The 20,136-nt window shown below is 45.8% G+C and carries 22 protein-coding genes; 10 read left to right on the forward strand and 12 right to left on the reverse strand.

What is annotated here, in order from left to right; all coding sequences use genetic code 11:
• Positions 1–33 precede the first annotated feature (33 nt).
• Positions 34–999, reverse strand: a complete 966-nt coding sequence (locus tag NL646_RS20225) for a calcium/sodium antiporter (RefSeq protein WP_005455122.1) — start codon at positions 997–999, stop codon at positions 34–36.
• Positions 1,000–1,387: 388 nt separating this feature from the next.
• Between NL646_RS20225 and mlaF the strand changes: the two genes are divergently transcribed.
• The 8 genes from mlaF to NL646_RS20265 all read left to right on the forward strand — a co-directional run bounded on the left by mlaF (position 1,388) and on the right by NL646_RS20265 (position 6,829).
• Complete coding sequence (gene mlaF / locus NL646_RS20230) at positions 1,388–2,191, forward strand: phospholipid ABC transporter ATP-binding protein MlaF (RefSeq protein ID WP_005455119.1); 804 nt, start codon at positions 1,388–1,390, stop codon at positions 2,189–2,191.
• On the forward strand, positions 2,181–2,972 hold the full coding sequence (gene mlaE / locus NL646_RS20235; protein ID WP_005455118.1) for a lipid asymmetry maintenance ABC transporter permease subunit MlaE: 792 nt from the start codon (positions 2,181–2,183) through the stop codon (positions 2,970–2,972). Before mlaF ends, mlaE begins: the two co-directional genes overlap by 11 nt.
• 2 nt (positions 2,973–2,974) lie before the next feature.
• Positions 2,975–3,463 (forward strand): outer membrane lipid asymmetry maintenance protein MlaD, encoded by a 489-nt coding sequence (mlaD, locus tag NL646_RS20240; RefSeq protein WP_005455116.1) that lies wholly within the window; start codon positions 2,975–2,977, stop codon positions 3,461–3,463.
• Positions 3,464–3,465: 2 nt separating this feature from the next.
• Positions 3,466–4,104 carry a phospholipid-binding protein MlaC gene (locus NL646_RS20245; RefSeq protein WP_005478835.1) on the forward strand — a complete coding sequence of 213 codons (639 nt, stop codon included), beginning with the start codon at positions 3,466–3,468 and terminating at the stop codon, positions 4,102–4,104.
• Positions 4,104–4,424: a lipid asymmetry maintenance protein MlaB gene (locus tag NL646_RS20250; protein ID WP_005455113.1), complete on the forward strand. Its 321-nt coding sequence runs from the start codon at positions 4,104–4,106 to the stop codon at positions 4,422–4,424. Before NL646_RS20245 ends, NL646_RS20250 begins: the two co-directional genes overlap by 1 nt.
• A gap of 3 nt (positions 4,425–4,427) precedes the next feature.
• Positions 4,428–4,682 carry a BolA family iron metabolism protein IbaG gene (gene ibaG / locus NL646_RS20255; protein WP_005484869.1) on the forward strand — a complete coding sequence of 85 codons (255 nt, stop codon included), beginning with the start codon at positions 4,428–4,430 and terminating at the stop codon, positions 4,680–4,682.
• A 9-nt stretch (positions 4,683–4,691) separates the two neighbouring features.
• Positions 4,692–5,948, forward strand: coding sequence for a UDP-N-acetylglucosamine 1-carboxyvinyltransferase (gene murA / locus NL646_RS20260; RefSeq protein WP_253664614.1), 1,257 nt, complete (start codon positions 4,692–4,694; stop codon positions 5,946–5,948).
• 155 nt (positions 5,949–6,103) lie between these two features.
• Complete coding sequence (locus NL646_RS20265; RefSeq protein ID WP_005455109.1) at positions 6,104–6,829, forward strand: 1-acylglycerol-3-phosphate O-acyltransferase; 726 nt, start codon at positions 6,104–6,106, stop codon at positions 6,827–6,829.
• A 73-nt stretch (positions 6,830–6,902) separates the two neighbouring features.
• On the opposite strand, the gene NL646_RS20270 is transcribed toward NL646_RS20265, so the two are convergent.
• The 6 genes from NL646_RS20270 to arcA form a co-directional block, all read right to left on the reverse strand.
• On the reverse strand, positions 6,903–7,292 hold the full coding sequence (locus NL646_RS20270) for a RidA family protein (RefSeq protein WP_005455108.1): 390 nt from the start codon (positions 7,290–7,292) through the stop codon (positions 6,903–6,905).
• A 162-nt stretch (positions 7,293–7,454) separates the two neighbouring features.
• Complete coding sequence (gene pyrI, locus NL646_RS20275) at positions 7,455–7,916, reverse strand: aspartate carbamoyltransferase regulatory subunit (RefSeq protein ID WP_005455107.1); 462 nt, start codon at positions 7,914–7,916, stop codon at positions 7,455–7,457.
• A gap of 16 nt (positions 7,917–7,932) precedes the next feature.
• A complete protein-coding gene (pyrB, locus tag NL646_RS20280) occupies positions 7,933–8,862 on the reverse strand; it encodes an aspartate carbamoyltransferase (protein WP_025442281.1) in 930 nt (309 codons plus the stop codon).
• Positions 8,863–8,951: 89 nt separating this feature from the next.
• Complete coding sequence (locus NL646_RS20285; protein ID WP_005497312.1) at positions 8,952–9,047, reverse strand: hypothetical protein; 96 nt, start codon at positions 9,045–9,047, stop codon at positions 8,952–8,954.
• Positions 9,048–9,139: 92 nt separating this feature from the next.
• Positions 9,140–10,144 carry an ornithine carbamoyltransferase gene (locus NL646_RS20290; protein WP_140103006.1) on the reverse strand — a complete coding sequence of 335 codons (1,005 nt, stop codon included), beginning with the start codon at positions 10,142–10,144 and terminating at the stop codon, positions 9,140–9,142.
• Between the two features lie 155 nt (positions 10,145–10,299).
• Positions 10,300–11,523 carry an arginine deiminase gene (gene arcA / locus NL646_RS20295; protein WP_005455102.1) on the reverse strand — a complete coding sequence of 408 codons (1,224 nt, stop codon included), beginning with the start codon at positions 11,521–11,523 and terminating at the stop codon, positions 10,300–10,302.
• Between the two features lie 575 nt (positions 11,524–12,098).
• Here arcA and rraB point away from each other — a divergent pair.
• Both rraB and NL646_RS20305 read left to right on the forward strand, forming a co-directional pair.
• Positions 12,099–12,512 (forward strand): ribonuclease E inhibitor RraB, encoded by a 414-nt coding sequence (rraB, locus tag NL646_RS20300; RefSeq protein WP_005455099.1) that lies wholly within the window; start codon positions 12,099–12,101, stop codon positions 12,510–12,512.
• A gap of 146 nt (positions 12,513–12,658) precedes the next feature.
• Positions 12,659–13,459 carry a hypothetical protein gene (locus NL646_RS20305; protein WP_025534365.1) on the forward strand — a complete coding sequence of 267 codons (801 nt, stop codon included), beginning with the start codon at positions 12,659–12,661 and terminating at the stop codon, positions 13,457–13,459.
• A gap of 19 nt (positions 13,460–13,478) precedes the next feature.
• Here the strand turns inward: NL646_RS20305 and NL646_RS20310 are convergent, their stop codons facing one another.
• The 5 genes from NL646_RS20310 to pepA all read right to left on the reverse strand — a co-directional run bounded on the left by NL646_RS20310 (position 13,479) and on the right by pepA (position 20,135).
• Complete coding sequence (locus tag NL646_RS20310) at positions 13,479–14,384, reverse strand: bifunctional helix-turn-helix transcriptional regulator/GNAT family N-acetyltransferase (RefSeq protein ID WP_020841310.1); 906 nt, start codon at positions 14,382–14,384, stop codon at positions 13,479–13,481.
• A 110-nt stretch (positions 14,385–14,494) separates the two neighbouring features.
• Positions 14,495–14,899, reverse strand: a complete 405-nt coding sequence (locus NL646_RS20315; protein ID WP_015297309.1) for a DUF2061 domain-containing protein — start codon at positions 14,897–14,899, stop codon at positions 14,495–14,497.
• Between the two features lie 210 nt (positions 14,900–15,109).
• Positions 15,110–17,968, reverse strand: a complete 2,859-nt coding sequence (locus NL646_RS20320; protein ID WP_025633535.1) for a valine--tRNA ligase — start codon at positions 17,966–17,968, stop codon at positions 15,110–15,112.
• 94 nt (positions 17,969–18,062) lie between these two features.
• The gene (locus NL646_RS20325) at positions 18,063–18,512 is read right to left on the reverse strand and encodes a DNA polymerase III subunit chi (RefSeq protein WP_005497325.1); all 450 of its coding nucleotides are present in this window, start codon (positions 18,510–18,512) and stop codon (positions 18,063–18,065) included.
• 114 nt (positions 18,513–18,626) lie between these two features.
• The gene (gene pepA / locus NL646_RS20330; protein WP_005461107.1) at positions 18,627–20,135 is read right to left on the reverse strand and encodes a leucyl aminopeptidase; all 1,509 of its coding nucleotides are present in this window, start codon (positions 20,133–20,135) and stop codon (positions 18,627–18,629) included.
• Position 20,136: the final 1 nt, after the last annotated feature.

Here is a 20,136-nt window from a genome sequence, read left to right on the forward strand (position 1 = left end):
AGGGCTCCAATTTGTCTCTACTTATTAATGGGATTAAGCGGCCATGTTGGCAAATAGGTACACTTGGTAACCCAAGAAACACGTAAACAGAATCGCCCCTTCGAGGCGGTTGATGCTGCGTGACTTACCTAAACACATTGCTACTAACAACAGTGACACGCCAAGCATGACCCAAAAGTCACGTCCCATTGCGTATTCACTTAGTGTGGATGGGTTAATGATGCCAGGAAGGCCCATTACCGCCAAAATATTGAAAACGTTCGAGCCGATGATGTTACCAACTGCCATGTCGTCTTCGCCTTTCAATACACCAGCAAGTGATGCTGCAAGCTCAGGAAGACTCGTACCGATGGCAATAATTGTCAGACCGATCACTAGGTCGCTCATGCCGAAATGCTTAGCAATAATAACCGCATTGTCGACCAGCAGGCTTGCTGCCAAAGGAAGCAATATTAAACCGATAACCACCCACATGATGGCCTTAGGGTTGCTAACGCCTTGTGGGATTTCTGATTCTTGATCTTCAAGAAACGCATCGCCAGATTTTTGTTCTTTGCGGCTAATTTGCAACATAGCAAATAAAAAAGCACCAAACAGAACAAATAGTAAGACACCTTCATAAAAACCAAGGTGGCTGTTCCACAGTAAAATCCCAGCTAACACAGTTACCGCGATCATTAATGGTAATTCGCGACGGATAACTGCAGAACTAATAGAAAGAGGTTTGATCAGCGCAGTAATACCTAGGATTAGGGCAATGTTAGCAATGTTTGAACCCAAAACGTTACCGACAGCGGTATCGGTTTTACCGTCCCAAGCGGCTGTTGCTGACACCATCATTTCTGGTGCTGATGAGCCCATTGCAAGAATGGTCATACCGATCACTAAAGGTGAAATACCGACGTTGCGGGCTATAGCTGCAGAACCAAAAACAAGTTTATCTGCGCTCCAAACAAGTAAAACAAGACCGACGATAAGCAACGCTACGGCTTCGAGCATGAGAATTCCTAAGTATTAAATGAGTGAAATGAGTAACCGCTAATTTTGACCTTTTGCAGCTTAAAATGGAAGATAAACAACGAATAAATTAAAGGTTAGTAACGAAAATGTATGTAATTGTCACTCATTCAATCATTGCAAATAAAGTGATGATTCTGGTCTAGGATTTAAACACTTGGTGACGATCAGGCCATAATTTATGGAGAATAGCTTGAATTTGGTCGGCTTTATTTAATCGAACAGTGCTTTAAATTCCAAGCCAATGTGCTTATGATTGCAGCCTAATAAATGTACCGAAGCGGCGATAAGGGAACCCTTAGCGCTATTCGGAAGTGGATTGACTTGACAACTCTGCGAGCGTTAATGCTCTGACAGTAGAAGAGATGATATGTCGAACAACGATTTAGTCACCGTGAACAACCTCACTTTTTCACGAGGAAATCGCACGATCTTTGATGGTATTGATCTGCATGTTCCTGAAGGTAAAGTGACGGCGATTATGGGACCATCGGGAATCGGTAAAACGACACTGCTCCGTTTAATTGGCGGTCAGTTGTATCCCGAACAAGGAGAGATTTGGTTTGATGGTGACAACATTCCGACTCTTTCTCGCAAAAAACTCTACAACGCTCGTAAGAAAATGAGCATGCTGTTTCAATCCGGAGCTCTGTTCACGGATTTGAATGTGTTTGACAATGTGGCCTTTCCACTGCGTGAACACACCAATCTTTCAGAAGATTTGATTCGTACTATGGTGCTGCTTAAGCTCGAAGCGGTTGGCCTGCGCGGAGCCGCGCAATTAATGCCAAGTGAGCTTTCGGGCGGTATGGCGAGGCGCGCCGCATTGGCTCGTGCCATCGCACTTGACCCTGATTTAATCATGTTCGATGAACCATTTGTGGGACAAGACCCAATTACCATGGGTGTTTTGGTTGAGTTGATCAAAGACTTAAACCAAGCTCTAGGCCTTACGTCTATTGTGGTATCACACGATGTACCGGAGGTCATGAGTATTGCTGATTGGGTTTACCTACTAGCAGATGGCAAGATCATCGCGTTTGGCACGCCAGAGGAGTTGAGTCAAAACCCAGACCCGCGAGTGCAGCAGTTCTTACAAGGTGATGCAGATGGCCCAGTGCCGTTTCGTTTTCCTGCGCAAAGTATCGAAAAGGATCTATTTGATGGTCGCTAGCTTTATTCAATTTGTCGCTTCATTAGGAAGACGCACGCTCGCCATCTGTGAAGCTTTTGGCCGTGCAACCTTGATGCTTGTTGGCGCTATCTTCTCTAAGCCTCAACCCTCTAAAAGTTTTCCTCTACTCATCAAACAGTTGTATTCCGTTGGCGTGCAATCACTGGCTATCATCGTAGTCTCCGGTTTGTTCATCGGCATGGTTCTTAGCTTGCAAGGCTATGTAGTGCTGGTGGATTACGGCGCGGAAGGCAGTCTTGGTCAGATGGTCGCGTTGTCACTACTGCGTGAACTTGGGCCGGTGGTTACTGCGCTTCTTTTCGCTGGACGTGCAGGCTCTGCGCTGACGGCAGAAATTGGTTTGATGAAAGCTACTGAGCAGCTTTCAAGCTTAGAAATGATGGCAGTTGACCCACTGAAACGAGTGATTGCACCACGTTTTTGGGCTGGGGCTATCTCAATGCCACTACTTGCGATGATCTTCATGGCTGTTGGCATCTGGGGGGCACAGCTCGTCGGTGTGGATTGGAAAGGTGTGGATCACGGCAGCTTTTGGGCAGCCATGCAATCTTCTGTTGAGTTGGGACAAGATATCGGCAACAGCATGATCAAATGCTTTGTGTTTGCCATTACGGTAACTTGGATTGCTCTATTTAATGGCTACGATGCGATTCCTACTTCGGAAGGGATCAGCCGAGCAACTACGCGCACTGTTGTGCATTCTTCTTTAGCAGTACTAGGACTAGACTTTGTACTGACCGCATTGATGTTTGGGAATTAATCATGCAACAAACACGTAAAACAGAATTATGGGTTGGCAGCTTTGTATTAGCGGGAATTTGCGCGATTCTTGTGATGATTTTTCAAGTTGCTGACGTAAAAAGCATTGGCTCTGGTGATACTTACACCCTCAAAGCCGAGTTCGATAATATTGGCAGCTTGAAAGTACGCTCTCCGGTGAAAGTTGGAGGCGTGGTTATCGGTCGTGTAAGTAACATTACTCTGAATCCAGATAACTTATTGCCAGTGGTCAGCTTGTCCATTAACAGCCAGTACAATCAATTTCCAGAAACATCCAGCGTACAAATTCTGACGTCAGGGTTGATCGGTGAGCAGTACATTGGTTTAGTACCAGGGTTTGTTTTTGATGACGAAGCTATGCTGGTAGACGGAGATACCATCGAAGACACTAAATCTGCGTTAGTGCTTGAAGACTTAATTGGTCAGGTACTTTACAGCGTTGGTGGTTCAGACGGTTCAAGTAAGGAATAACTATGTTAGCTAGACTATTACTTTCATTTTCTGTGGTGCTTACCGCTTTTGGGGTTGGCGCGGCAGAAGTGGATAAAACTCAGCCATATCAAATGATGAAGCAAGTGGCTGAAGTGACATTTGCCCGACTAAAAGCAGAACAGCCAAAAATCAAACAAGATCCTAATCTATTAAAGGTGATTGTTGAGCAAGAGCTGATGCCTTACGTCAACGACCGTTATGCAGCACTGAAACTGCTTGGCCCTAACTTGAAAGGGGCAAAACGTGAAGACGTGCTAGAGTTTGTAGATGCGTTCCGTGCTTACTTGATTGCGTCTTACGCACAAGTCTTGACGCAATACAGCGATCAACAAATTGAGTTTGGTCCAGAGCCGAAATTAGACGACTCTAAACGTATTACCAGCATCAAAGTTGAGATCATTGATGCGCCTCGTCCAAACATCAAACTAGAATTTAAACTGCGTAAAGACAACAAAACTGACGAATGGGAAGCGTTCGACATGGTTGCAGAAGGCATTAGTTTACTTTCAAGCAAGCAATCTGAGTGGAACACCAAAATTCGCCAAGACGGTATTCTTGCGGTAGCGCAAGACCTTGAAAAACTTGCAGCGGAGCCAATTCGCTTTGAGGCGAAAAAGTAATGGCTCAGTCTCACGCACAGTGGCAGTTGCAACAAGATACGTTAACACTAACGGGGGCGCTGGATAGAGACTCAGTGCCGTCATTGTGGGCCTTTGCCCAGCAGTGGAAACCGTCGCAAAAAGAACTGGAATGCTCACTAGAAGAGATCGAACGAGTCGACTCTGCAGGAATGGTGATGTTAATCCACTTATTAGAGCATGCAAAAAAGCAAAACTGTCATATAATGCTCAGTTTCGTGCCGGCGCAACTGCGCACTTTGTTTCAACTTAGCAACGTTGAATCTTTAGTGGCCAAACACATAAAGAATTATCAGGGGTAAATTGTGGACAGCGCAAAAGTACAACAGTTATTAGAAGAAGCACTAAACCTTCAAGAAGTGCATGTAAAAGGTGAAGGTAGCCACTATGAAGTGGTTGCTGTTGATGCTTGTTTCGAAGGAATGAGCCGCGTTAAGAAGCAGCAATTGATTTATGGTCCTCTGATGGAATACATCCAGCGTAACGACATTCACGCATTATCGATCAAAGCGTTCACACCGGAAGAGTGGGCTCGTGATAAGAAACTGATGTCGCTTTAAGGTTTATTGATGGAAAAGTTTCGAGTTATTGGGTCAGATAAACCACTAGTTGGTGAAGTGACCATTTCTGGTGCAAAAAACGCAGCACTGCCTATTTTATTTGCGTCTATCTTGGCTGAAGAGCCTGTAGAAGTGGCAAACGTACCGCATCTTCGCGATATCGACACAACCATGGAGCTACTAAAACGCCTTGGCGCTAAAGTAAGCCGTAACGGTTCTGTTCACGTCGATCCAAGCAGCATCAATGAATATTGCGCTCCTTATGATTTAGTTAAAACCATGCGTGCTTCTATCTGGGCGTTAGGCCCACTTGTGGCTCGTTTTGGTCAAGGTCAAGTTTCTCTACCTGGTGGTTGTGCTATCGGCGCACGTCCAGTTGACTTGCACATTACTGGCCTGGAACAACTAGGCGCAACCATCACACTTGAAGATGGTTACGTGAAAGCTGAAGTTGATGCTCGTCTGAAAGGCGCGCACATCGTGATGGACAAAGTGAGCGTTGGCGCGACCATTACCATCATGTGTGCAGCAGCTTTGGCTGAAGGTACCACAACGTTAGATAACGCAGCGCGCGAACCTGAAATCGTCGATACGGCGGATTTCCTAAATAAACTTGGCGCAAAAATCTCTGGTGCGGGTACAGACACCATCACTATCGAAGGTGTTGAGCGCTTAGGTGGTGGCAAGCACAGTGTCGTAGCAGACCGTATTGAAACGGGGACATTCCTAGTAGCTGCAGCGGTATCTGGCGGTAAAGTGGTTTGTCGTAATACCAACGGTCACTTGCTTGAAGCGGTTCTAGCGAAGCTAGAAGAAGCGGGCGCATTGGTGGAGACAGGTGAAGACTGGATCTCTGTTGATATGACAGACCGTGAGTTAAAAGCGGTGAGTATCCGTACTGCGCCTCACCCTGGTTTCCCGACAGACATGCAAGCGCAATTTACGCTATTGAACATGATGGCGAAAGGCGGCGGCGTGATCACTGAAACTATCTTTGAAAACCGCTTTATGCACGTGCCTGAGCTGATGCGTATGGGTGCGAAAGCGGAGATTGAAGGTAATACGGTTATTTGTGGTGACGTTGAATCACTAAGTGGTGCACAAGTGATGGCAACGGATCTACGTGCTTCGGCAAGTTTGGTGATTGCTGGTTGTATCGCGAAAGGCGAAACCATCGTAGATCGTATTTATCACATCGATCGCGGTTATGACAAAATTGAAAATAAACTGGCTGCACTTGGCGCAAATATTGAGCGAGTGAGCTAGTCAAGTTAAACTGCACAGCAGGTGACTTGGATATGAAGAGAGCCGAAACTCAGGTTTCGGCTTTTTTATATCGCGCTTTCTGTCATAGTTTCTGACTATGTAAAAAGCGATATTAATAGCTGTATCTGGCAAAAGCCGGTTCCTGGAGAACAAGAATGATTGCACTGTTACGTGTATTTGCTGTCGCAATTTTCGCAATTGTGATGTTTATTGGTGGTTGTGGTTACTGCCTATTAAGCCCTCGAAATCCTAAACACGTTTTCACATTTGGCCGCTTGTTTGCCAAGATGTCTCGCGTATTTGGGGTAAAGCTAGAATTACGTATTCCTGAAGATGCGTACTCTCGTGGTCAGCACGTTTACATCGCTAACCACCAAAACAACTGGGACATGTTTACTGTGTCTGCGGCAGTGACACCAAAAGTGGTGACCGTCGGTAAGAAAAGCCTAGCGTGGATGCCACTGTTTGGTCAGCTGTACTGGTTGACGGGCAATATTCTGATTGACCGTGCAAACCGTTCAAAAGCCAAAGGTACCATCGATCAAGTGGTTAACAGCATGAAAGAAAGTGATGTGTCGGTTTGGATGTTCCCAGAAGGTACACGCTCACGTGGTCGTGGTTTGCTGCCGTTTAAAACGGGTGCGTTCCATGCGGCAATCGGCGCTGAAGTGCCAATTATTCCAATCGTATGCAGCTCTACTGACCACATTAAACTTAACCGCTGGAACAATGGTCATGTGATTGTTGAAATGTTGCCACCGGTGAGCACTGAAGGTTACGGTAAAGATGGCATTCGTGAACTCGCAAATGTATGCCGCGAGCAGATGAAGGAAAAGCTAGAAGCGCTGGATGAAGAAGTAAAACAGCGTAACGCCGCTTAAACGGGTTAAACACCGAATAAAAAATGGGTAGCTAAGGCTACCCATTTTTTATTCATTCAATCTGATATCGCAATTATTTGCGAACCGCGATTGCTTCAATTTCGATACCTACGTCTTTTGGTAGACGTGCAACTTCAACACAAGAGCGAGCAGGGTAGTTTGCTACTTCGTGCTCATCAAAGAATTTGCCGTACACTTCGTTTACTGTACCGAAGTCATTTAGATCTTTAACGAAAACCGTCATTTTTACGATGTCTGACACTTTAAGACCAGATGCTTCAACAACCGCTTTAACGTTGTCTAGAGATTGACGAGCTTGTTCTGCGATGTCAGCAGACACTTCACCTGTCGCTGGGTTTACTGGAATTTGACCAGAAGTTAGAACCATGTTGCCTAGATCTACGCCTTGAACGTAAGGACCGATTGCTGCTGGTGCAGACTCAGTGTGAAGTACTTTCGTCATTTGATTTTTCCATCTGTTTTAGGGGAAGAAAGAGTATACCCAAGCCTTATTAATATGCTTGAAGGTAATCAGTTTGCCTTTAAACCTGCGGCAGGTAAAGAGCAAAATACCCTGCCGAGACAGGGTATTTCATGCGTATGAGAGTTCGGGACGTTGGCGAGATTATCGCTCAGTCACAATCTCACGTGAGAATACTTTCTCACAGTATTTGCACTTCAAACGAATCTCTTCTTTCTTCTCGAAAACTTTAAAACTGCTTTCTACTGGCTCGTTGTGAGAGATACAGTTTGAGTTTGGACACTCAAACACGTTGTTGATTTTCTCTGGCAACTCTAGAGCCAGTTTTTTCACGACTTCGTAGTTTTCGATTTGGTTTACCGTCGCGTGCGGTGCGTACAGCGCCAGTTTGCTTGCTTGTTCTTCATTGATGAACACGTTCTCAATCTTCAGCAAGTCTTTGTGACCCAGAGCTGAAGATGGCAAGTTCAGACCAATCGTTACACGTTGAGAAGAATTGTGCATATCGAACAACTTCAGCACTTTGATACCAATTTGTGCTGGAATGTGGTCGATGACGGTGCCGTTTTTGATTGCTTCTACCTGCAATTGAGTTTCTTTAGCCATGTTTTTGTCTCCTCGATTACAGTGTTTTGTTTAGAACCAAAGCCAACAGCGCTTGGCGAGCGTACACGCCATTTTGTGCCTGCTGGAAGTAGTACGCGTGTGGGGTTTTATCTACGTCTGTCGTGATTTCATCAACACGAGGTAGCGGGTGCAGTACTTTTAGATTTTCACGCGCGCCTTCCAATAGAGCCGCCGTCAGAATGTAAGCCGATTTGATGTGCGCATATTCAGACTCGTCGAAACGCTCTTTTTGAACGCGAGTCATGTAAAGAATATCGAGCTCAGGAATTACCGCTTCCATCTCTGTGTGTAGGCTGTATTCAATGCCAGCTTCATCGAGTTCTTCGCAGATGTACTCTGGCATCGCCAATGCGTCTGGAGCGACAAAGTAGAAGCGGATGTTATTGAACTTCGCCAGTGCTTGAGTCAGTGAGTGAACGGTGCGGCCGTATTTTAAATCGCCGACAAATGCTACGTTTAGGTTGTCTAAGCGACCTTGCGTTTCCGCGATGGTGTAGAGGTCAAGCAGAGTTTGTGTTGGGTGTTGGTTAGCACCGTCGCCCGCGTTAATCACTGGAACGCCATTCGAAAACTCGGAAGCAAGGCGCGCTGCACCTTCTTGAGGGTGGCGCATCACAAATGCATCGACGTATGAAGAGATAACTTGTACAGAATCAGAAAGCGTTTCCCCTTTCTTCGCCAGAGACGTATTACCATCGTTATCAAAACCAATGACATCACCACCAATGCGTTGAATCGCGGTCTCAAACGACAAGCGAGTACGCGTTGATGGCTCAAAGAAACAGCTCGCAACGACTTTGTTTTTAATCAGTTCTGGTCGAGGTTCCTTTTTCAGATTACCTGCAGTTTCGACGATAAGTTCCAGCTCTTCACGAGAAAGCTCTGGAATAGAGATGATGTGCTTCTGGTAAAGCGAGTTCGCCATGATCTTCTTCCCTATAACAGTGATGACTATCTCCAAAATTGACCGCTGAGGAATTTTGGACATAAAAAAACCTCCCCAAATGGGGAGGTTTAAAAATCGATAGAATTAACGAAAATAACACCACGTAAGCGTAGTCGCTTAGTTAGAGCAAATCGCGTTTTTACGTCAGCAATCAGCTTGGTCATTTCTTAATCCTCAGACAAATTGCCGAGCATTATACGCCTAACTTTTGCGAGCGCAAGCGATTACATCATGCTTTTTGCTTTCCAAAAAAACACTAACTTCCTAGCGTTGCAACCATAATGGCTTTGATTGTGTGCATGCGGTTTTCTGCTTCATCAAAGACGATAGAGTACTCTGACTCAAACACATCTTCGGTGACTTCTAGGCCTTTCATGCCGTATTTCTCTGCGATTTCTTTACCGACAGTGGTTTCATCATTATGGAACGCAGGTAGACAATGCATAAACTTCACGTGCGGATTACCCGTCTGCTTGATGACATCCATATTGATTTGATAAGGCGTCATAAGCGCGACACGTTCATCCCATGCTTCTGCTGCTTCACCCATTGAAACCCAAACATCAGTGTAGAGGAAATCACAGTCTTTCACGCCTTCTTCGACGTTTTCCGTCAAGGTGATTTTCGCGCCGGTTTGTTTGGCAATGTCTTGGCAAGTCGCGACAAGATGTTCTTCTGGCCAGAACGCTTTTGGTGCCACTAGGCGAATGTCCATGCCCATTTTCGCTGCGCCAACCATCAATGAGTTACCCATGTTGTTACGAGCGTCGCCAAGGTATGCAAAGGTCATTTCGTGGAGCTGTTTGCCACGACCATGTTCTTGCATGGTAAGGAAATCTGCGAGGATTTGCGTTGGGTGGAACTCGTCAGTTAATCCGTTCCAAACCGGCACGCCCGCATGAGCGCCAAGCTCTTCCACAATGGATTGACCAAAGCCGCGGTATTCGATGCCGTCATACATGCGACCTAAGACGCGTGCGGTATCTTTCATCGATTCTTTATGGCCGATTTGAGATCCTGAAGGACCGATATAGGTGACTTGTGCGCCTTGATCAAAGGCGGCGACTTCAAACGCACATCGGGTTCGAGTAGAAGATTTCTCAAAGATGAGTGCAATGTTTTTACCTTGAAGTGTCTTCTGCTCTGTTCCTGCATATTTTGCTTTTTTTAGCTCTGCAGACAGTTCGAGCAAGAACTGGATTTCTTTGGTTGAGAAATCCAATAGCTTCAAAAAGTTGCGGTTACGTAAATTGAAAGCCATAGCTCGTCCCTTAGTACGTGTGATTGAATTGAGTCATTGCATTAAAACATATAAATGCTTTATTTGTGAATAATTATTTTAAAATAAAACTAAAAAAGGTTGATGCATTCACATCAACCTTAGTTTTTATTCACTTAATGTAAAAGGTGAATCGGCTATATATCGTCTCGTTCTATTGGACAGCTCATACAGCGAGCACCACCACGACCACGACCCAATTCGTTACCAGGAACGGTCAGCACTTGGATGCCAGCTTTGTCGTATTTCTCGTTGGTGTAGACGTTGCGCTCGTAACCAATCACAACGCCTGGTTTCACAGTTAGCACGTTGTTCGCGTCATTCCATTGCTCGCGCTCTGCTTCGTAGCTGTCACCGCCTGTGGTGATGATTTTAAGCTGATCAAGACCAAGAGCGGATTCAATCGCGTGTAGGTAGTTGTGTGACGCTTCGACATGCATTTCACCATCTGTGCCTTTCGGGGTCAGACGCCATGTATCCAGATCCTTACGCATGATTTCTGGGTAGACTGAGAAGGTATCCACATCCATATGTGTCATGACCGTATCTAAGTGCATACAAGAGCGGTGCTTAGGCAGGTCAATGGCGATCACTTCGCTCGCTTGTCCTGCTTTAAACAGGCTTGCCGCTAAGTTTTCTACCCCTTGTGGCGTGGTGCGCTCAGACATGCCAATCAATACCGCGCCTTTACCGATCACCAGTACGTCACCGCCTTCAACGTTTGCGTTGTCGTAATGCAGATCATCATCACCAAAATATTTAATGAAGTCTTGGCCTGCAAAGATCGGGTGCCAGCGATAGATAGCGCGTAAATGGTTTGTTTCGCGTTGGCGCGCAGGCATCATCATTGGGTTGAGTGATACACCGCCATATACCCAACATGAGGTGTCGCGGGTAAATAGATGGTTTGGTAGTGGCTCGATCACGAAATCCAGTGGGCGCTTCATCTTCGGTAGCATCGAAGAAGATTGAATAGGTAACTCAGAATAGGCTAAGCCGCCAAGCAAAATAGTCGCGAGGTGTTCGTCGTCCATTTCCAAAAGATATTGGCGTAAATCGCGAGCGAAGGTTGGCCCGTAGCGGAAGTCAGAAATCTGCGTGTTCAACAGCCACTGTTTTGCCTCTGGAACGGCTAGGGTTTCCACCAGTAAATCGTGGAGCAGAAGTACTTCAACATCTTGCTCTCTCAAGGTTCGAGCAAAAGCATCATGCTCTTCACCCGCGGCTTCTACAGCAAGTACGTCATCAAACAATAGCTCATGACAGTTTGACGGCGTGAGGTGGGTGAGGGCGCGCTCTGGGCGGTTTAAAAGTACTCGTCTAAGTTGACCAACTTCTGATCCAACGTACAGCTTACTCATTTTGCATCCTTACAAATTTTCCAGCCATTAGTTATGACAATCTTACGGCAAAGATGCAAATTCGTTAACTTCGTTTAAATGTCGTGATCGGTTGTGTTTTTAGTGGTTTTTATTTTGGTTGGCATTTTTGTATTTAATTTTTGGTTTTTAATTCCATATTGCTGGTTTTTAAATGAATGCGTTTTTATTCTTTTTGTATTTTGCAGGAAAGATTACATGTTTAGTGCATAAAATGTGCATTTCTATTCTAAAATATGCAGTTTTTAAGTTTTCTTTATTCGTTATCCTTCCAAATTGGTAGCGTGGCTGTATTCACTCAGGCGTCATAATCACTCAACAAACCATCAAATATCCTACAATGAGCTCAATTAGGATCTTCTGAATATTAAAAAATACCGTTTTTTGTTAACTTTTTGTTTCTTTGTGATGGGTTTTAATATTTGGGCAGGAAGAATCATCGCGGTTTGGCGTTTGTTTGTGGCTTTTCATCGCAATCCATGCCATATTTCACCGGATCAGCATACTCAGTATCGGGTATAGTGTTTCCATCAAGTAACTAATCTGGAGCCAAAAACATGTCTCACGAAGATGAATATCTATCAGTAGAAGAATTAATTGAGATTCAAAAGGAAGAGACTCGCGATATCATTGCAGCATTGCTAGAAGATGGCAGCGATCCAGATTCGCTATACGAAATTGAGCACCACCTTTTTGCTGAAGATTTCGATACGCTAGAAAAAGCGGTTGTTGAAGCGTTCAAAATGGGCTTCGAAGTTCTAGAAGCAGAAGAAACAGAAGACGAAGACGGCAACAAACTGCTGTGTTGTGACGCGACAATGGAATCGGCTCTAAATGCAGAGGCGATTGACGCACAAGTTGAAAAGCTGGTTCACCTAGCTGAAAAATACGACATCATCTACGATGGATGGGGTACGTACTACGAAGGCGAAGATGCGCTTTACTCTGACGAAGATGATGAAGACGAGTAATTTAATGTTTTCGAAAAACCAGCGTTTATCGCTGGTTTTTTTATGCCTAGAAAATGACAACGGTGGGTAACGATAAACAATTCACGTTGAGTTTATGGGGGATTTCTCCCTATAATGCGTGAAAATTGATCTAGCTCAAGGTAAATATGCAACTCTCACTCGCCGGATTATGGCAAGTCTCTCCACTGACGGACCTTTCTATCCCACAGGATGACATCACTTTCCCTGCTCCTCTGAGTCAGGTGCTGCCCGCTGAATTGACGGAATCGGCCATTCGCCAACAAGAATGGCACTTGATGCACGACATTGAGGTGGATGAATCCATGATGGCGTTCCCGGCGGTTGAAATGGTGCTGGGTGGGGTGGACTACCACGCTGAGGTGCGTTTGAATGGCGTTGCATTGTTTGACTGCGATGGCTCTCAGAATGTCTACAAGAAAGACATTCGCCCTTACATGCAAATGGGGCGCAACCGCTTTGAAATCTTGTTCTTAGAGGAAGACGAAGATCTTCTGTTTGATGAAGATAAACCTGAGCTGTGTTCACTGTCCGATCATGAATATAGAAAAAGCGATGACCGCTTAGGCGTGTGGCAAGTGCCTTATCTGCAGTTTATTCGCAACGTACGTTTAGAGCGTGTCGCGACCGAACAAATCTGGCACCACGGTGGTGGTTGTGAGTTTAAAGTGGATCTTTACTATCAGACTTTTGTGCCGGGTTTGGTCTCGGCATCAGTGAAGTTTGATGGTATGACTTACCATATTCCAATTGATGTGCGCGCCGATCATGCCAGTGCGTTATTTCAGATCGAAGCGCCTAAGTACGCTGATTTGAATAATCCCGATCCGAAAGATCTCTACCAACTTGCGGTGGAATTAGATGGGCAGCGCCAAGCATTTTCAGTTGCGCTTAGCCAAGAGCTTTGCGTTACCCATGTTGTGCTTTAATTCTTAGTAATGCTCTTTATTACAGTGTTTTAAGCATCACTACTTCACATGCATCATGCCCTGTTTGTCCAAGCGGGGCATGTAAATGCTCAAAGCCTAACTTCTCATACAAACCTATCGCTTCTTTTAAGCACTCTGTCGTTTCCAAATAACACTTTTGATAGCCAAGTTGCTTCGCCAGTTGCAAACTCAGCGCGACGATACGTTTTGCCAAGCCGTGTCCGCGAGTTTGGGGTAAAAAGTACATTTTCTGTAGTTCACACACGTTAGGTTCGCCTGCTAGTGGAGCAAAACCACCACCACCGACGATGACGCCATTGTGCTCAATTACCCAATAAGCGGCACCTTGTTGGTTATACACAGAATACATGTCATCAAGTGTTGGGTCTGCGACGCCGTATCCTTTGTCTGCGGTTAGACCATATTCCGCGGAAACCTGACGAATCACGTCGGCGACTTGTGGGTTATCGGCCTTGCTGAGTGGGCGAAGAACAAATTGGTTTGCTTGGCATACTTTGGTTAAGCCTTTTAGATACACTTCAAGCCCTTGTTTGAGCTGTTGCTGTTCGTTTTCGTCCAGATGGGATAGCAATGATTCGAAGAAAGTATTTTGTTGTTGGTCGAGTTGAGATAGCGCGTGTTGGCCTTGCTCGGTCAAAGCTATGAACTGGCTGCGCTTGTCTTTTGGATTTTCGATGCTCTCAACCAGGCTCTGCTTGATGAGAGCAGTTACGGTGCGGCTGGCATTGGATTTATCCACGTTAAGCTGCTGCGCCAGTTGATTGATAGTCAGTGGCTGTAATTGGATCTCGCCCAAGGCGTGAGCTTGTACTGGGGTGAGGGTAACCTCGCCACATTGTTTATCAAGCATACCTAACAAGCGGACGGTTTGTCGGGAGTAATGTCTGAGCTGACGAGGATTCATCTTAAGTTACCTATAATAAGTTGCGTATCGCAATTAATTTAATTGCGATACGCAACATTGTCAATGATGAATCGGTTTGAGCTCGCTGTTGCTTCGGTTTCGACCCGCTCTTATGCGTGTTTGTGGAAGCAAAAATGCGGCGCTGAACTCTGATCAGACGATTTGCGTAACCAAACTTTTTCGTGGAAGTAGTAGGCTACGGTATTTAATGATGGCTCTAGCATTGCCATAACACCACCGATAAATGCATCACCCGTTAACAAGTAAACCACCGTAAACGCTACGCTAAAGTGTACTGTTGCGAAACTCGCGGTTTTTAGCTTGGTCATGAACTGACGAGCTTTTAAAGCGGGAACACTTGCCCAAGCTTTTTCATGAAAGTAAAAAGCGACGGTGTTTACTGATGGCTCAATCATGGCAATTAAACTACCAATTAGAATGTCGCCAGTAAGCACGTAAGCGACACTAAATGCGATAGTAAAATGCAGCGTTGCGAATGTTAGTGTCTTTTTCATGATAATTACTCAATCGTGTTTGTTTCGATGAATACATTATCGATAATACTTCTCATTAACGCCAATGGGTGGTGGATATTAATTTGATAGGTAAAAACTATCGATAGGAGGTTTTTACTGAATGGATTAATACAAAAAAGGTTGGCCATGATGACCAACCTTTCTGATTTTAAGAGCATAAGCGTTTCGCTTCTAGTCCAACGCTAACGATTAAAGAGCGGCGATGGTTTTCTTTTGATCTTCCAGCTTCGCTAGTGTTTCTTTGTAGCCTTCAAGCTTCTCACGCTCTTTAGCAACAACTGCTTCAGGTGCTTTCGCAACGAAGCCTTCGTTACCTAGTTTGCCTTCAATACGCTTGATTTCGCCGTGAGTCTTCTTGATTTCGCCATCAAGACGAGCAAGTTCTGCATCTTTGTCGATCAGACCCGCCATTGGGATCATCAGCTCAGACTTAGCAACCAATGCTGTCGCACACGCTGGCGTTTCTTCGTCAGCAGCAAGTACGCGTACAGATTCTAGTTTCGCTAGAGACATCAGTACTTGTTTGTTTGCTTCTAGACGCGCTGCGTCTTCTGCGTTTGCTGCTTTCAACATAACGTCAAGCGGCTTACCTGGGTTGATGTCGTATTCAGCACGTAGGTTACGGATGCTAGTGATGAACGCTTTCACCCATTCGATATCGTCTAGCGCTTCTTGGTTGAAGTTTGCTTCGTCGAATTGAGGCAGTGCTTGCAGCATGATTGTCTCACCTTCAACACCGTCTACTAGTGGCTTGATGCTTTGCCAGATAGTTTCAGTGATGTAAGGAATCACTGGGTGAGCCAGACGTAGCGTCTTCTCAAGAACCGTGATTAGTGTACGACGAGTGCCACGTTGCTGCGCTTCTGTACCTTTCCATAGAACGGGTTTCGTTAGCTCTAGGTACCAGTCACAGAATTGGTTCCAGATGAATTCGTACAGCGTGTTAGACGCCATATCTAGACGGAAGTTGTCGATATGGTTGTTGAACGCTTTCGCTGCAAGTTCAAACTGAGACTCGATCCACTTGTCCGCTAGTGAGTATTCGATCTCACCACCGTTGAAGCCACAGTCTTGCTCTTCTGTGTTCATCATTACGTAACGGCTAGCGTTCCATAGTTTGTTACAGAAGTTACGGTAACCTTCAAGGCGCTTCATATCCCAGTTGATATCGCGACCTGTTGATGCCATTGCTGCCAGCGTGAAACGTAGTGCGTCTGTACCGTATGCTTCGATACCGTTTTCAAACGTCTTACGAGTATTCTTCTCGATCTTCTTCGCTAGCTGAGGTTGCATCATGTTGCCAGTGCGCTTCTCTACTAGAGACTCTAGGTCGATACCATCGATCATGTCGATTGGGTCAAGCACGTTACCTTTCGACTTAGACATCTTGTCGCCGTTTTCGTCACGGATTAGACCAGTAACGTAAACCGTTTTAAATGGTACTTGTGGTTTGCCGTTTTCGTCTTTCACGAAGTGCATGGTCATCATGATCATGCGCGCAACCCAGAAGAAGATGATGTCGAAACCAGTCACTAGCACGTCTGAAGGGTGGAATACTTTCAGATCGTCAGTTTGCTCTGGCCAACCTTGAGTGCCGAACGTCCATAGTGCAGAAGAGAACCAGGTATCCAGTACGTCTTCGTCTTGGTGCAGTTCAATTACTGACTCTAGGTTGTTGTTCTTGCGAACTTCTTCTTCAGTGCGACCTACGTAAACATTGCCTTGGTTGTCGTACCAAGCTGGGATGCGGTGACCCCACCATAGCTGACGAGAGATACACCAATCCTGAACGTCACGCATCCAAGAGAAGTACATGTTTTCGTATTGCTTAGGTACGAATTGGATGTCGCCGTTTTCTACTGCTTCAACTGCTGTTTTCGCTAGAGGCGCAGTACGTACGTACCATTGATCAGTTAGCATTGGTTCGATAACCACGCCACCACGGTCGCCGTAAGGAACTTGTAGATCGTGATCTTTCACTTCTTCAAGCAGGCCTAGCTCGTCAAACTCAGCAACGATAGCTTTACGTGCAGCAAAACGTTCCATGCCGTGGTACTTAGCAGGAAGTTCTGTTGAGTAAGCGTCGCTTGGCTCGCCGTTTGTGTTGAATACTTCAGCCGCACCGCGAATGTTTGCGTCAAACGTCAGAATGTTGATCATTGGTAGCTGGTGGCGCTTACCAACTTCGTAGTCGTTGAAGTCGTGCGCAGGTGTGATTTTCACACAGCCAGTACCTTTTTCCATATCAGCGTGCTCATCGCCCACGATTGGGATGCGACGGTCAACGATAGGAAGGATGATTTCTTTACCGATAAGATCTTTGTAACGTGGATCTTCAGGGTTAACCGCAACACCAGTATCGCCTAGCATGGTCTCTGGACGAGTGGTCGCAACAACGATGTAGTCTTTGCCATCTGCTGTTTTAACGCCATCTGCTAGCGGGTAGCGGAAGTGCCACATGTGGCCTTTAGTGTCTTTGTTCTCTACTTCTAGATCTGAGATAGCGGTGTGTAGCTTTGGATCCCAGTTAACTAGGCGCTTACCGCGGTAGATTAGGTCATCTTCGTATAGACGAACGAAAACTTCTTGAACGGCGTTAGACAGACCATCGTCCATCGTGAAGCGTTCACGATCCCAGTCTACCGATGCGCCAAGACGACGAAGCTGCTTAGTGATTGTGCCGCCTGATTCGCCTTTCCATTCCCAGATTTTGTCGATGAAAGCATCACGACCGTAATCGTGCTTAGTTTTGCCTTCTTCTGCTGCGATCTTACGCTCAACAACCATCTGAGTAGCGATACCTGCGTGGTCAGTACCTACTTGCCAAAGGGTGTTTTTACCCTTCATACGTTCACAACGGATAAGCGTATCCATGATCGTATCTTGGAACGCGTGGCCCATATGTAGGCTACCAGTGACGTTCGGTGGCGGGATCATGATGCTGTATGATTCTTTAGTAGTGTCACCGTGTGGCTTAAAGTAGCCTTTCTCTTCCCAAGTCTGATACAGAGCTTGTTCGATTGAAGTTGGGTTGTATGTCTTTTCCATAGCGCTCTTTAAATGGATACGTTGATGGTTGAATCTTAGTCAATCTCTATAAGTGAACTCTCTAAAGAGAGAGCTTAACTATAAGGATTGACCGCTAAGGATATTGAATTTCGATCGTTTGCAGCTGGTAGCCTGCTTGTCGGTAAATTTTATATCTTTCCCTTGCGAGCTGTTTAGCTTTTTCTTCGCAAGGCACGAAGTCTACCACTTGAGCAAACTTGTTCGCAAAGGTTGTCTCATTTTCCGCCAAATTAATTACCAGTTGACGATTCCAAGATGGTTTCACGCCATCGTGGCCGATTTCAATATTGGTGGCGTATTTCGGTCCTTCGCCAACGAGATTATGTGCCATGAACTGGTCTGCATCAATTTGCCAGAAAGCTTCAGCAAGCTGTTCGGCATGCGGTTTATCTTGGCAGTTTAGGTACACTTTAGCGCCTTGGCGTGCGAAATGCTGCGCCAAAAAAACGATGTACTCTTCAAAGCCAGCCGTCGTTGCTTGCGGGCTCTCTTCGTTAATGATGTAGAAGGTCGCAGTTTGCATCATTCTCTCACTTGCCTTGGTCTCATCCTAAGACCATCTTAAAGCCCATTTTCAATGAAGAAAATCGGGGTAATAAAAAAGGGCCTTGCGGCCCTTTTCGATTTAGTTCAGAAATTACTCTTCTGTCTCTTGGCCGCTGCGGTTCAAAAGGAATTGGACAAGCATTGAGACAGGGCGGCCCGTTGAGCCTTTCGCTGCGCCTGACTTCCACGCAGTTCCTGCGATATCAATGTGTGCCCAGTTGTACTTTTTCGCAAACTTAGACAGGAAACAACCCGCAGTGATAGTGCCACCAGGGCGACCACCAATGTTTGCCATATCAGCAAATGGGCTCTTCAACTGTTCGTGGTATTCATCCGCCATTGGTAGACGCCACGCGCGGTCACTTGATTGCTCAGAAGCGTTTACAAGTTCGTGCGCCAGTGGGTTGTGGTTCGATAGAACGCCGCTGATGTGGTGACCAAGTGCGATAACACAAGCGCCTGTTAGCGTTGCTACGTCAACAACACAGTCTGGTTCGAAACGCTCTACGTAAGTCAGTGCATCACACAGAACCAAACGGCCCTCTGCGTCAGTATTTAGTACTTCAACAGTTTGACCTGACATTGTGGTCAGGATGTCACCTGGACGGTAAGCGTTGCTGCCTGGCATGTTTTCACAGCCTGCTAGAACACCAATTACATTGATTGGTAGGTTTAGCTTCGCTAGCGCTTTCATTGTACCGAATACCGATGCCGCACCACACATGTCGTACTTCATCTCATCCATACCTTCGCCCGGTTTCAATGAGATACCGCCTGAATCGAAGGTTAGACCTTTACCCACAAGCACGATAGGTTTTGCATCTGAGTCAGGGTTACCCTTGTACTCGATGATAGACATCATAGATTCGTTCTTCGAACCACGACCTACCGCTAGGTAAGATGTCATGCCCAGTTTTTCCATCTCTTGCTCACCAATGATCTTGGTGGTGACGCTTTCGTAATCGTCCGCTAGACGACGAGCTTGAGAGGCAAGGTAAGCTGGGTTGGCTACGTTTGGTGGCATGTTGCCAAGGTCTTTCGATGCTTTTACACCAGACGCAATGGCTAGACCGTGGGTGATTGCTTTTTCACCTAGGCTCAATTCACGACGCGTTGGTACGTTGAAAACAAGTTTACGCAGTGGGCGGCGAGTTTCAGGTTTAACGCTCTTGAATTGGTTGAATGTGTATAGACCATCTTTCGTCGCTTCTACTGCCTGGCGAACTTTCCAGTAAGTATCGCGACCTTTAACGTGCAGTTCTGTTAGGAAACATACAGCTTCCATTGAACCTGTTTCGTTAAGTGTGCTGATCGTCTTTTGAATGATTTCCTTGTACTGGCGCTCGCCAAGCTCACGTTCCTTACCGCAACCGACAAGTAAAACGCGCTCTGACAAAACACCTGGTACTTGATGCAGTAGCAGCATCTGACCAGGTTTACCCTCTAGATCACCACGGCGAAGTAGTGAACTGATGTAACCGTCACTGATTTTATCAAGTTGCTCGGCTACTGGAGAAAGGCGACGTGGTTCAAACACACCAACAACGATACATGCGCTACGTTGTTTCTCTGGACTGCCACTTTTAACACTGAACTCCATG

Source organism: Vibrio sp. Y20_XG_PY13 (assembly GCF_024181925.1).
In the GTDB taxonomy this organism is placed as follows: Bacteria; Pseudomonadota; Gammaproteobacteria; order Enterobacterales; family Vibrionaceae; genus Vibrio; species Vibrio parahaemolyticus.